The sequence below is a fragment of the Herbaspirillum sp. SJZ107 genome, assembly GCF_006715485.1.
GTDB lineage: Bacteria > Pseudomonadota > Gammaproteobacteria > Burkholderiales > Burkholderiaceae_D > Telluria.
The window spans coordinates 855,654-868,159 of sequence record NZ_VFNH01000003.1 but is presented as its reverse complement, the minus strand read 5'-3'; the positions used below and the strand labels follow the sequence as shown (position 1 = coordinate 868,159).

Annotated in this window: 10 protein-coding genes; 5 read left to right on the top strand and 5 right to left on the bottom strand. The window is 66.2% G+C overall.

What is annotated here, in order from left to right; translation table 11 throughout:
* Window positions 1-2: 2 nt before the first annotated feature.
* Complete coding sequence (gene gcl, locus FBX97_RS21975; RefSeq protein WP_141836588.1) at window positions 3-1,745, bottom strand: glyoxylate carboligase; 1,743 nt, start codon at window positions 1,743-1,745, stop codon at window positions 3-5.
* A 113-nt stretch (window positions 1,746-1,858) separates the two neighbouring features.
* On the opposite strand from gcl, the gene FBX97_RS21970 reads away from it, so the two are divergent.
* Entirely contained in the window at window positions 1,859-2,764 is a 906-nt protein-coding gene (locus tag FBX97_RS21970; RefSeq protein ID WP_141836586.1) for a LysR family transcriptional regulator, read from the top strand.
* Between the two features lie 10 nt (window positions 2,765-2,774).
* On the opposite strand, the gene frc is transcribed toward FBX97_RS21970, so the two are convergent.
* Together frc and FBX97_RS21960 are read right to left on the bottom strand one after the other, a co-directional pair.
* Window positions 2,775-4,022 (bottom strand): formyl-CoA transferase, encoded by a 1,248-nt coding sequence (gene frc, locus FBX97_RS21965; RefSeq protein WP_141836584.1) that lies wholly within the window; start codon window positions 4,020-4,022, stop codon window positions 2,775-2,777.
* Window positions 4,023-4,130: 108 nt separating this feature from the next.
* Entirely contained in the window at window positions 4,131-5,186 is a 1,056-nt protein-coding gene (locus tag FBX97_RS21960) for a substrate-binding domain-containing protein (protein WP_141836582.1), read from the bottom strand.
* A 239-nt stretch (window positions 5,187-5,425) separates the two neighbouring features.
* Here FBX97_RS21960 and FBX97_RS21955 point away from each other — a divergent pair, with 239 nt between their 5' ends.
* The 4 genes from FBX97_RS21955 to FBX97_RS21940 are packed head-to-tail and all read left to right on the top strand — an operon-like array spanning window position 5,426 to window position 10,660.
* A complete protein-coding gene (locus tag FBX97_RS21955) occupies window positions 5,426-5,917 on the top strand; it encodes a formate dehydrogenase subunit gamma (protein ID WP_141836581.1) in 492 nt (163 codons plus the stop codon).
* A complete protein-coding gene (locus FBX97_RS21950) occupies window positions 5,914-7,476 on the top strand; it encodes an NADH-quinone oxidoreductase subunit NuoF (protein ID WP_141836579.1) in 1,563 nt (520 codons plus the stop codon). Before FBX97_RS21955 ends, FBX97_RS21950 begins: the two co-directional genes overlap by 4 nt.
* A 9-nt stretch (window positions 7,477-7,485) precedes the next feature.
* On the top strand, window positions 7,486-10,362 hold the full coding sequence (fdhF, locus tag FBX97_RS21945) for a formate dehydrogenase subunit alpha (RefSeq protein WP_141836577.1): 2,877 nt from the start codon (window positions 7,486-7,488) through the stop codon (window positions 10,360-10,362).
* Between the two features lie 13 nt (window positions 10,363-10,375).
* Window positions 10,376-10,660 (top strand): formate dehydrogenase subunit delta, encoded by a 285-nt coding sequence (locus tag FBX97_RS21940; protein ID WP_141836575.1) that lies wholly within the window; start codon window positions 10,376-10,378, stop codon window positions 10,658-10,660.
* A gap of 17 nt (window positions 10,661-10,677) precedes the next feature.
* On the opposite strand, the gene lipA is transcribed toward FBX97_RS21940, so the two are convergent.
* Both lipA and lipB read right to left on the bottom strand, forming a co-directional pair.
* Window positions 10,678-11,706 carry a lipoyl synthase gene (gene lipA / locus FBX97_RS21935; protein WP_141836573.1) on the bottom strand — a complete coding sequence of 343 codons (1,029 nt, stop codon included), beginning with the start codon at window positions 11,704-11,706 and terminating at the stop codon, window positions 10,678-10,680.
* A gap of 21 nt (window positions 11,707-11,727) precedes the next feature.
* Entirely contained in the window at window positions 11,728-12,480 is a 753-nt protein-coding gene (gene lipB / locus FBX97_RS21930) for a lipoyl(octanoyl) transferase LipB (protein ID WP_141836571.1), read from the bottom strand.
* Between the last annotated feature and the right edge of the window lie 26 nt (window positions 12,481-12,506).

The following is a 12,506-nucleotide window of genomic DNA, read 5'->3' as shown; positions in this document are numbered from 1 at the left end:
TCTTACTCCACGGTGAGGACATCGTTGAATTCGTTGAGCGCATTGATCTCGGTCCCCATCGCGATATTCGTCACGCGCTCGAGGATGACCTCGACCACTACCGGCACGCGGTACTGGCGCATCAGTTCGCGCGCGCGCTCGAAGGCGGGGATGATGTCGTCCGGGCGGAACACGCGGATCGCCTTGCAGCCCAGGCCCTCGACCACCGCCACGTGGTCGACACCATAGCCTTCCAGCTCGGGCGCGTTGACGTTCTCGAACGAGAGCTGCACGCAGTAATCCATCTCGAAGCCGCGCTGGGCCTGGCGGATCAGGCCGAGGTAGGCGTTATTCACCAGCACGTGGATGTAGGGCAGCTTGAACTGCGCGGCCACGGCCAGTTCTTCGATCAGGAACTGGAAATCGTAGTCGCCCGAGATGGCGACGATGTCGGCGTCGGGATCGGCCACGCGCACGCCGAGCGCGGCCGGGATGGTCCAGCCGAGCGGGCCGGCCTGGCCGCAATTGATCCAGTGGCGCGGATGCTGCACGTGCAAAAACTGGGCAGCGGCGATCTGCGACAGGCCGATCGAGGCCACGTAGCGCACGTCGCGTCCAAAATAGGCGTTCATCTCGTGGTAGACGCGCAGCGGATGCACCGGCACGCTGTCGTAATCGCTGCGGCGCAGCAGCGTGCGCTTGCGTTCCTGGCAGTCGGCCAGCCAGGCCCCATGGTCCGCCAGGCGGCCATCGGCCTTCCACTCGCGCGCCACTTGCACCAGTAAAGTTAACGCTGCCTTCGCATCCGAGACGATGCCGAGGTCGGGACCGAACACGCGGCCGATCTGGGTCGGTTCGATGTCGATATGGACGAATTGCCGGTCTTTCGTAAATACGTCGACGCTGCCGGTATGGCGGTTGGCCCAGCGGTTGCCGATGCCGAGCACGAAGTCGGACGCCAGCAGCGTCGCGTTGCCGTAGCGGTGGCTGGTCTGCAGGCCCGCCATGCCCGCCATCTGCGGGTGGTCGTCGGGGATCGAACCCCATCCCATCAGCGTCGGGATCACCGGCACCCCGGTAATCTCGGCAAACTCGACCAGCAGTTCGGAGGCATCGGCATTGATGATGCCGCCGCCGGCCGTGATCAGGGGCCGCTGCGCCTCGTTCAGCATGTGCAGCGCTTTTTCGACCTGGGCGCGGGTGGCGGCCGGCTTGTAGGCAGGCAGCGGCGCATAGGTGTCGGGGTCGAACTCGATCTGGGCCAGCTGCACGTCGAGCGGCAGGTCGATCAGCACCGGACCCGGACGCGACGAGCGCATCAGGTGGAAGGCCTGCTGGAACACCTGCGGCACCAGCGCCGGCTCGCGCACCGTCACCGACCATTTGGTGACAGGTTTCGAAATCGATTCGATGTCGACCGCCTGGAAATCTTCCTTGTACAGGCGCGCACGCGGCGCCTGGCCGGTAATGCACAGGATCGGGATCGAATCGGCATGCGCCGCGTACAGGCCGGTGATCATGTCGGTCCCGGCCGGGCCCGAGGTGCCGATGCACACGCCGATATTCCCGGCCTGCGCGCGGGTAAAACCTTCGGCCATGTGCGAGGCGCCCTCGACGTGGCGCGCCAGGATATGGCGGATGCTGTCGCGCTTGCGCAACGCGGCGTACAGCGGGTTGATTGCCGCGCCGGGCACGCCGAAAGCCACCTGCACGCCTTCCTTTTCCATTACCCGCACGGCTGCTTCTGCTGCGGTCATCCTGGCCATGTCGTCTCCCGTATCGGTTGAGTAGATAGTGGCATGCTAGGACGTGGCGGCGTGCTTGATAAGCCCACAAAAAATCGTGTGATTCGATACCAGGAATATGGAATACTGTTTATATGGATAAGTTCCGCGAGATGAGCGCATTCGTCGAGGCCGTCGACCAGGGCAGCCTGGCGCGTGCCGCCCTGGCCCAGCACGTCACCCCGGTGATGCTGGGCCGGCGCATCGACGCGCTCGAGCGCCGCCTCGGCGTCAAGCTGCTGCACCGCACCACGCGCCACCTGGCGCTGACCGAATCCGGCACCCTGTTCCTCGAGCACTGCCGCAAGCTGCTGGCCGGCGTCGAGACGGCCGAGACCATCGTCTCCGAAGGGCGCGATGAAGCCAGCGGCCACCTGATCGTGTCGGCGCCGGCGGCGTTCGGCAGGCTGCACGTGGCGCCGCATGCGCCGGCCTTCCTGGCGGCGCACCCGAAGGTGCGGATCTCGTTCAACCTGACCGACCAGGTCGTCGACCTGGTGCGCGAAGGCTACGAACTCGGCATCCGCATCGGCGGCGCGATCGACCCGAGTTTCGTGGCGGTGCGCCTTAGCGCCAACCGGCGCGTGGTGTGCGGCACGCCGGCCTATTTTGCGCGCTGCGGCACCCCGCGCACGCTGGACGACCTGGCCAGGCACAACTGCCTCGCCTTTAACCTGCAGGGCGGCCAGCAGCGCGGCTGGTATTTCCAGAAGGAGGGCAAGCCGGTCGCCGTCAAGGTGGACGGCAAGCTCGATTGCAACGACGGCGAACTGCTGCACCGCTGGGCCAGCGAGGGTCTGGGACTGGCCTGGCGCTCGACCTGGGAAATCCAGTCGCAGCTGGCCTCGGGCGAGCTGGTGACGGTGCTGGACGACTACGCCCTGCCGGACTACGACATCATGGCAGTGTACATGCAGCAGCGGCATTTGCCGGCGCGGGTGCGGGCGTTCATCGATACCTTGAAGGCGGCGTATGCCCGGCCGGATTATTGGATTCGGTAGGGGCGACGAATCATATAGCGTGTACGGAGCGCAGCGCCGCAATCTGCTCCGAACTGTAGCCCAGCTGCCCCAGCACCTCCTCGGTATGCTCGCCCAGCAGCGGCGAGCGGCGCACCTCGGTCGGGCTGTCCGACAGCTTGATCGGATTGCCCACCGTCAGATACGGTCCGCGCTCCGGATGATCGACCTCGACGATGGTACCGGTGGCGCGCAGCGACGGTTCCTCGGCGATCTCCTTCATCGACAGGATCGGGCCGCACGGGATGTCGTACTGGTTGAGGATATCCATCACCTCGAACTTGGTGTGCTCGCGGGTCCATTCCTCGATGGTGGCGAACACCTGCATCAGGCGCGGCAGGCGCGCGCGCGGCGTGGCGTAGTCGGGGTCGGTGATCCACTCCTCGCGCCCGATCACCTTGCAGATCGCCGGCCACACCGCCGCCTGCGTGATGAAATAGATGTAGGCATTGGGGTCGTCTTCCCAGCCCTTGCACTTCAGGATCCAGCCCGGCTGGCCGCCGCCGGAGGCATTGCCGGCGCGCGGCACGGCGTCGCCGAAGGTCCCTTCCGGATACTGCGGATATTCTTCCATCACGCCATTGCGCTCGAGCCGCTGCTGGTCGCGCAGCTTGACGCGACACAGGTTCAGCACCGCATCCTGCATCGCCGTCAGCACGCGCTGGCCGCGGCCGGTGACTTGTCTCTGGTAGAGCGCGGTGACGATGCCCAGCGCCAGGTGCAGGCCGCTGCCGCTGTCGCCGATCTGGGCGCCGGTGACGACCGGCGGACCGTCCTCGAAACCGGTGGTGGACGCCGCCCCGCCGGTACACTGCGCCACGTTCTCGTACACCTTGCAGTGCTCGTACGGCCCCGGCCCGAAGCCTTTGACGGACGCCACGATCATGCGCGGATTGAGCTCCTGGATGCGCTCCCATCCAAAACCCATGCGGTCGAGGGCGCCGGGGGCGAAATTCTCGACCAGCACGTCGCAATCGCGGATCAGGGTTTCCAGCACTTCCTTGCCGGCCGGGTGCTTGGCATTCAGCGTGATCGAGCGTTTGTTATGGTTCAGCATCGTGAAGTACAGGCTGTCGACGCCGGGGATGTCGCGCAGCTGGGCGCGGGTGGCGTCGCCCTCGCCGGCCCGTTCTACCTTGATGACGTCGGCGCCGAACCAGGCCAGCAACTGGGTGCAGGTCGGCCCCGACTGGACGTGAGTGAAATCGAGAATCCGGACGCCTTCGAGTGCCTTGCTCATTCCCAGTCTCCTCCGATGTTTTATTTATATGTGGCGATGCCGGGCCATCTTAGCCAACCGGCCCGGAAAGTCCACTTGACCCGGGTCAAGATTTGCAAAATCCGCGTGTCAGAACAGGGTTTCCAGGGCGCCGGAGGCAGTGCCGTCGTAGCCCGGCAAACCGTCCAGTACCTGGCGGAAGGCGGCGCTCGCCATGGCGTCGCGCGCAGCCTGCAGCAGCGGCGTATCGAGTGCGGCGCGGTCGCAGGCCAGGAAGTAGCGCTCGCGGCAGATCGGAATGAAATCGAGGTCGAAGCGGCGCGCCGCGGTCTCGACGCCGAAGCTGACGTCGGCCATGCCGCTGGCAACAAAAGCCGCCACCGCCGCATGCGTGAATTCGGCGCTGTCGAAGCCGGCGATGCGGGCGGTATCGAGCGCGCGGTCGGCCAGCAGCAGCTCCAGCAGCACGCGTGTGCCGGAGCCGTGCTGGCGGTTGACGAAACGGATGTCCGGACGCACCAGGTCGTCCAGTCCGCCGATACGTTTCGGGTTGCCCTTCGCGACGAACAGGCCCTGCTGGCGACAGGCGAGGTGCAGGAAGGCATGGCGCGCCGGGTCCAGCCATTGCCGGTGCGCCGCGGCGGCGGCCGCTTCGAACTTGCCCATCGGGAGGTGGAAGCCGGCCAGGTCGCATTCGTCGTGCGCCAGCGCCGCCACGGCTTCGGTGCTGCTGCGGTACTTGATGTCGACTGCGACGCCCTGCCCGCCCAGCTGCGCGACCAGCGCCGCCACCGCGAAGCCGTGCGAGGCCGTCAGGCGCAGCACCTGCGCTTCGAGGGCCAGCACGCGCGCCAGCTCCTGCTGCAGTTCGGACGCCAGGCTGTCGAGCAGCGGGCTCAAGCGCGCGCTGATGCGGCGGTCGGCCCAGATCAGCTTTTCCGCCAGCGGAGAAAGCAGCGTGCCCTGCCCTCTCACCTTGTGCACCAGCTGGGCGCCGAACTGGTCGCCGAACTGTTCCAGCAAGCCCCAGGCGTGGCGGTAGGACATGCCGCAGGCCGTGGCCGCCTTGCTGATGCTGCCGCTCTGGCTCACCGCCGTCAGCAGCGACAGCAGCGCCGGCAAGGCAGTGGGCGTGCCGCGCGCATCTCTGAGAATCCAGTCTGGACGGATTTCGACCTTCAGCATATGCACTCCTCGAAAAACCTACTGCGCGTTGCCAGCGCGGTTTGCGATGCTCACTGTACTTTCGTACAGCTGCGCTTCTCAACCACGCTGGCCGCCGCTCGCGACGGTTTTTCGAGGAGCGCATATGCAAATTATTTCCTATTGATTCAGAATTTTGCGGGTGCTAGGCTGGATTTATAACATCAAAACCGGCCCCGCATATGCAGCAGCGAACATAAGCGGGCCAACATGGAGACGCCATGCACACACCATCCGACCCGGACGCCATCCTTGACGACCTGTGCGCACGCCACGGCACGCGCCAGGACCAGCTGCTGCCCCTGCTGCACGCGCTGCAGGACCGCCTCGGCTACGTCCCACCCAGTCTCGTCCAGCCGATCGCGCAGCATTTCAATTTGTCGCGCGCCGAAGTGCATGGCGTGATCACCTTTTATCACGACTTCCGCAGCGCAGCGCCGGCCCGGTGCGTCGTAAAACTGTGCCGTGCCGAGGCCTGCCAGAGCATGAGCGGCGACCGGCTGCTGGCGCATGCGCAGCAGGCGCTCGGTTGCGGCTTGCACGGCCACAGCGCGGACGACAGCTTCGCGCTCGAACCCGTCTACTGCCTGGGCCTGTGCGCCAGCGCGCCGGCCATGACGGTCGACGACCGGGTGTTCGCACGCGTGACGCCGGCGCGCTTCGATGCCGTGCTCGCCGATGTGACGCATGCCCAGACCGCGGAGGCCGTATGAGCACGCGCATCTATGTGCCCTGCGATTCGGCGGCGCTGGCCGTCGGCGCCGATGCGGTAGCGGCCAGGATCGCCGCCGAAGCCACCCGGCGCGGACTCGACATCGAGATCGTCCGCAACGGCACCCGCGGCCTGCTGTGGCTGGAGCCGCTGGTCGAAGTCGAGACGCCGCAGGGCCGCATCGGCTTCGGTCCGGTCGATGCCGGCGACGTCGCCGGCCTGTTCGAGGCCGGCTTCCACGCCGGGTTCGACGGCAGCCATGCGCTGGCGCTCGGCCTGGTCGAACAGATCCCCTACCTGGCGCACCAGCAGCGCTTGACCTTTGCCCGCGCCGGCATCACCGATCCGCTCTCGCTCGACGACTACGAAGCGCACGGCGGCTACCGCGGGCTGCGCAATGCGCTCCTGAAGACGCCGGAAGAAATCGTCGCCGCCGTGACGGCCTCCGGCCTGCGCGGCCGCGGCGGCGCGGCCTTCCCTACCGGGATCAAGTGGAACACCGTGCTGAAAGCGCCGGGCCCGGAAAAATACATCGTCTGCAATGCCGACGAGGGCGATTCCGGCACCTTCGCCGACCGCATCGTGATGGAAAGCGACCCTTACGTGCTGATCGAAGGGATGACCATCGCCGGCATCGCCGTCGGCGCCACGCGCGGCTACATCTACGTGCGCAGCGAATACCCGCACTCGATCCGGCAGCTGGAAGCGGCGATCGCGACGGCCACGCAGCGCGGCTACCTGGGGCGCAGCCTGCTCAGCTCAGGCCGCAGCTTCGAGCTCGAAGTGCGCAAGGGCGCCGGCGCCTACATCTGCGGCGAAGAGACCGCGCTTCTGGAAAGCCTGGAAGGCAAGCGCGGCATCGTGCGCGCAAAGCCGCCGCTGCCGGCGCTGGCCGGCCTGTTCGGCAAGCCGACCGTGATCAACAACGTGCTGTCGCTGGCGACCGTGCCGATCATCCTCGACAAGGGGGCGCAGTACTACCAGGACTACGGCATGGGGCGCTCGCGCGGGACCCTCCCGATCCAGCTTGCCGGGAACATCAAGCATGGTGGGCTGATCGAACTCGCCTTCGGCGTCACGCTGCGCGAAATTTTATATGACTACGGCGGCGGCAGCGCCTCCGGCTGTCCGATCAAGGCGGTGCAGGTCGGCGGTCCGCTCGGCGCCTACCTGCCGGAATCGCAGTGGGACACGCCGCTCGACTACGAAGCCTTTGCTTCGCTGTGGGCGGTGCTGGGCCACGGCGGCATCGTGGTCCATGACGACAGCGCCGACATGGCAAAACTGGCGCGCTATGCGATGGAATTCTGCGCGGTGGAATCCTGCGGCAAGTGCACGCCCTGCCGCATCGGCTCGACGCGTGGCGTCGAGGTGATCGACAAGATCCGCGCCGGCACGCAACCGGCGCAGCAAGTGGTGCTGCTGCGCGACCTGTGCGACACCATGCTGTACGGCTCGCTGTGCGCGATGGGCGGCATGACACCGTATCCCGTGCTGTCGGCACTGAACCACTTTCCGGAAGACTTCGGCCAGCCCAGTGCGGGCGAGCGCGCCGCCTAGGAGAACAAGATGATCGAAACCATCCTCAAACGCGACCTGGGCACGCCGCCTGCCGCCGTCTTCGCGGACGCCGATATCGAATACGTCACGCTGGAAATCGATGGCGAGCGCGTCACCGTCCCCGCCGGCACGTCGGTGATGCGCGCCGCTGCCCTGGCCGACATCAACATCCCGAAACTGTGCGCCACCGACAGCCTGGAGCCCTTCGGCTCCTGCCGCCTGTGCCTGGTGGAGATCGAGGGCCGGCGCGGCTATCCGGCTTCCTGCACCACGCCGGTCGAACCCGGCATGGTGGTGCGCACCCAATCGTCGAAGCTGCAGCAGCTCAGAAAAGGCGTGATGGAGCTGTACATCTCCGACCACCCGCTCGACTGCCTCACCTGCCCCGCCAACGGCAATTGCGAACTGCAGGACATGGCCGGCGTCACCGGCCTTCGCGAAGTGCGCTACGGTTACGACGGCGAGAACCATTTAAAACTGAAGAAGGACGAATCGAACCCCTACTTCACCTTCGATTCCTCCAAGTGCATCGTCTGCAACCGCTGCGTACGCGCCTGCGAGGAAACGCAAGGCACCTTCGCACTGACGATCTCGGGACGCGGCTTCGATTCGCGCGTCTCGGCCGGCCAGAACGAGCCCTTCATGGCATCCGAATGCGTGTCCTGCGGCGCCTGCGTGGAAGCCTGCCCGACCGCCACGCTGCAGGAAAAATCGGTGATCTGGCTCGGCCAGGGCGAGCACAGCGTGACCACGACCTGCGCCTATTGCGGCGTCGGCTGCTCGCTGAATGCCGAGATGAAGGGCAACGAGGTGGTGCGCATGGTGCCGGCCAAGGACGGCAAGGCCAACGAGGGCCATGCGTGCGTAAAAGGCCGCTTCGCCTGGGGTTACGCCACGCACAAGGACCGCATACTGAAACCGATGATCCGCTCGAAGATCACCGATCCGTGGAAGGAAGTCAGCTGGGACGAAGCGCTCGACTACGCCGCGTCCGAGTTCAAGCGCATCCAGGCGAAATACGGCGTCGATTCGATCGGCGGCATCGTCTCGTCGCGCTGCACCAACGAGGAAGGCTACCTGGTGCAGAAGCTGGTGCGCGCGGCATTCGGCAACAACAACGTCGACACCTGCGCCCGCGTGTGCCACTCGCCGACCGGCTATGGTTTAAAGCAGACGCTGGGCGAATCGGCCGGCACCCAGAGCTTCAAGTCGATCGAGCAGTGCGACGTGGTGCTGGTCATCGGCGCCAACCCGACCGATGGCCACCCGGTGTTCGGCTCGCGCATGAAGCGGCGCTTGCGCCAGGGCGCGCGCCTGATCGTGATCGATCCGCGCCGCATCGACCTGATCAAATCGCCGCACGTGCGCGCCGACTACCACCTGCAACTGAAACCCGGCACCAACGTCGCCATCCTGTCGTCGCTGGCGCACGTGATCGTCACCGAGGGTCTGCTGAACGAAGCGTTCATCGCCGAGCGCTGCGAGGAACGCGCGTTTTCCCAGTGGCGCGATTTCGTGGCGCAGCCGGAGAATTCGCCGGAAGCGATGGCCGACGTCACCGGCGTGCCGGCCCAGCTGGTGCGGGAGGCGGCGCGCCTGTATGCGACGGGCGGCAACGCCGCCATCTTCTACGGCCTGGGCGTGACCGAGCACGCGCAGGGTTCGACCGCCGTGATGGCGATCGCCAACCTGGCCATGGCGACCGGGAACGTGGGCCGCGAAGGCGTCGGCGTGAATCCGCTGCGCGGCCAGAACAACGTGCAGGGTTCGTGCGACATCGGTTCCTTCCCGCACGAGCTGCCGGGCTACCGCCACGTGTCCGACAGCACCGTGCGCGGCGTGTTCGAGCAGGCCTGGGGCGTGCCGCTGCAGGCCGAGCCGGGCCTGCGCATCCCGAACATGTTCGAAGCCGCGCTGGACGGCAGCTTCCTCGGCCTGTACTGCCAGGGCGAGGACATCGTCCAGTCCGACCCCAACACCCAGCACGTGACCGCCGCGCTGCAGGCGATGGAGTGCGTGGTGGTGCAGGACATCTTCCTCAACGAGACCGCGAAGTTCGCCCACGTGCTGCTGCCCGGCTCGTCGTTCCTGGAAAAGGACGGCACCTTCACCAACGCCGAACGGCGCATCTCGCGCGTGCGCAAGGTGATGCCGCCACGCGCCGGCTACGCCGACTGGGAAGTGACGGTGGCGCTGTCGAACCGTCTGGGCTATCCGATGGACTACCGCCACCCATCCGAGATCATGGACGAGATCGCGATGCTGACCCCGACCTTCACCGGCGTCAGCTACGCGCGCCTGGACCAACTGGGCAGCATCCAGTGGCCGTGCAACGCCGACGCGCCGGAAGGCACGCCGACCATGCACATCAAGGAATTCGTGCGCGGCAAGGGGCGCTTCATCATCACCCAGTACGTCGGCACGTCCGAAAAGGTGACGCGCAAGTATCCGCTGATTCTGACCACCGGCCGCATCCTGTCGCAGTACAACGTGGGGGCGCAGACGCGGCGGACCGAGAACGTGCAGTGGCACGCCGAAGACCGCATCGAGATCCACCCGCACGATGCCCAGGAACGCGGCATTGCAGAGGGCGACTGGGTCGGCATCGAGAGCCGTGCCGGTGCCACGGTGCTGCGCGCGCTGGTCACCGAGCGCATGCAGCCGGGCGTGGTCTACACCACCTTCCACTTCCCGGAATCGGGCGCCAACGTGATCACGACGGAGAATTCGGACTGGGCCACCAACTGCCCCGAATACAAGGTGACGGCGGTGCAGGTGATGCCGGTGCAGCAGCCGTCCGAGTGGCAGCAGGCCTACCGGCGCTTCAATGCCGAACAGCTGCAGCTGGCCGAGGTGCGGCTACCCGATGCCAACGTGACCATCTGAGGAGAACACAAGGATGAATATCGACCACCTGGTCACGATGGCCAACCAGATCGGCGGCTTCTTCGCTTCCTTCCCGGACCGCGAAGAAGCGCAGGTAGGCATCGCCACCCACATCGAGCGCTACTGGGCGCCGCGCATGCGGGTACGGCTGTACGAGCACATGGACCGCGAGGAAGGCGCCGGCCTGGCGCCGATCGTGCTGGATGCGATGACCCGGCACCGCCGCCGGCAGGAGTTGCCGGTGGCGGAGAATACCTCGGTGCCGAAGGATGAGGATACCGGCGGGGATGCCGGCTGAGGCCGAGGCTTAAGCTCTTAAGCCGCGACGCCGGCTTCGTGCGCCTGCTGGTCGGCGTGGTACGACGAACGCACCATCGCGCCGACGGCCGCGTGCACGAAGCCCATCTCGTAGGCCTTTTCTTCGAACATCTTGAAGACGTCCGGGTGCACGTAGCGGCGCACCGGCAGGTGCGAGTTCGACGGTGCCAGGTACTGGCCGATGGTCAGCATGTCGATGTCGTGGGCGCGCATGTCGCGCATGACTTCCAGGATTTCCTCGTCGGTCTCGCCCAGGCCGACCATCAGGCCCGACTTGGTGACGGCGTTCGGGTACTTGGCCTTGAAGTCTTTCAGCAGGGTCAGCGAGTGCTGGTAATCGGCGCCCGGACGCGCTTCCTTGTACAGGCGCGGCACGGTTTCCAGGTTGTGGTTCATCACGTCAGGCAAGCCGTCGGCGAAGATGTTCAGCGCCTTCTCCAGACGGCCGCGGAAGTCCGGCACCAGCACTTCGATCTTGGTGTTCGGCGACAGCGCGCGCGTCTTGCTGATGCACTCGACGAAGTGGCCGGCGCCGCCGTCACGCAGGTCGTCGCGGTCGACCGAAGTGATCACGACATACGACAAGCGCAGGTCGGCGATGGTCTTGGCCAGGTTGCCCGGCTCGTTGACGTCGAGCGGGTCCGGACGGCCGTGGCCGACGTCGCAGAACGGGCAGCGGCGGGTGCACTTGTCGCCCATGATCATGAAGGTCGCGGTGCCCTTGCCGAAGCATTCGCCGATGTTCGGGCAGCTGGCTTCCTCGCAAACAGTGACCAGGTTGTTCGCGCGCAGGATGTCCTTGATCTCGTAGAAGCGCGACGACGCCGTGGCGGCTTTCACGCGGATCCAGTCCGGCTTTTTCAGGCGCTCGTGCTGCTCGAGCGGGACGATCTTGATCGGGATGCGCGAGGTCTTGCTGGCGCCCTTCTGCTTGTCGCTGGCGTTGTAGGCGGCGGGTTCGGTGACGGGTGCGGCTACGGGTGCTGCCACTGCTGCAGCGATGCCGGTATCGATTTCGGAAGTCATTTGCTCTTGCCCCAAAGGGTGTCAGTTGGAGTTGATCGTTGCAGCTTCAGGTGCCGGCGTGGAGACCGCCTCGGTGGTTGCCAGGTGCCGCACCAGGGCATGCGCCAGGGCCTGCTGGACATCGGCCAGCGGCGCTTCCACGCCCATGGTGCGCATGTCCACGGTAGCCAGTCCGGAATAGCCGCACGGGTTAATCCATGTAAAAGGAGACAGGTCCATCGCCACGTTCAGCGAGACGCCGTGGTAGGTGCAGCCGTTGCCGCGCACTTTCAGGCCCAGCGCGGCGATCTTGGCCCCACGGCGTGGACCTTCGGCGATGTAGATGCCGGGCGCGCCTTCGACGCGTTCACCCGCCAGATTATACGCCGCCAGCACATCGATGACCGCCTGCTCGATCTTGTTCACGAACTGGCGCGCATACAGCTTGCCGCCGGGCTTGTTGCGGCGCAGGTCCATCAACAGGTAGATCACGACCTGGCCCGGTCCGTGGTAGGTCACTTCGCCGCCGCGGTCGGTCTGCACCACGGGCACATCGTGCGCCGGGACGCCGGGTCCGCTCAGCAGGTGGCCGCGGTCGGCACCGAGGCCGAGGGTGAACACCGGCGGGTGCTCGACGATCCACAACTCGTCGCGCGTCTCCGGCGTGCGCGCATCGGTAAACGCGCGCATGTCGGCGAAGACGCTCTCGTAGTCGGCACGGCCAAGCTCGCGGATGATCGGGCCACCAATGAAGGGGCTGCCAACGACCGGAGCGGCGGGACGATTCGCTTGCATGGAATTTAGAAGGGAAATGGGCTGCC

Excerpts from the sequence above, each read along its gene's own strand:
- lipB (WP_141836571.1), bottom strand. The coding sequence starts at position 12,480 with ATGCAAGCGAATCGTCCCGCCGCTCCGGTCGTTGGCAGCCCCTTCATT.
- fdhF (WP_141836577.1), top strand. The coding sequence starts at position 7,486 with ATGATCGAAACCATCCTCAAACGCGACCTGGGCACGCCGCCTGCCGCC.
- FBX97_RS21955 (WP_141836581.1), top strand. The coding sequence starts at position 5,426 with ATGCACACACCATCCGACCCGGACGCCATCCTTGACGACCTGTGCGCA.
- FBX97_RS21950 (WP_141836579.1), top strand. The coding sequence starts at position 5,914 with ATGAGCACGCGCATCTATGTGCCCTGCGATTCGGCGGCGCTGGCCGTC.
- lipA (WP_141836573.1), bottom strand. The coding sequence starts at position 11,706 with ATGACTTCCGAAATCGATACCGGCATCGCTGCAGCAGTGGCAGCACCC.
- FBX97_RS21960 (WP_141836582.1), bottom strand. The coding sequence starts at position 5,186 with ATGCTGAAGGTCGAAATCCGTCCAGACTGGATTCTCAGAGATGCGCGC.
- frc (WP_141836584.1), bottom strand. The coding sequence starts at position 4,022 with ATGAGCAAGGCACTCGAAGGCGTCCGGATTCTCGATTTCACTCACGTC.
- gcl (WP_141836588.1), bottom strand. The coding sequence starts at position 1,745 with ATGGCCAGGATGACCGCAGCAGAAGCAGCCGTGCGGGTAATGGAAAAG.
- FBX97_RS21940 (WP_141836575.1), top strand. The coding sequence starts at position 10,376 with ATGAATATCGACCACCTGGTCACGATGGCCAACCAGATCGGCGGCTTC.
- FBX97_RS21970 (WP_141836586.1), top strand. The coding sequence starts at position 1,859 with ATGGATAAGTTCCGCGAGATGAGCGCATTCGTCGAGGCCGTCGACCAG.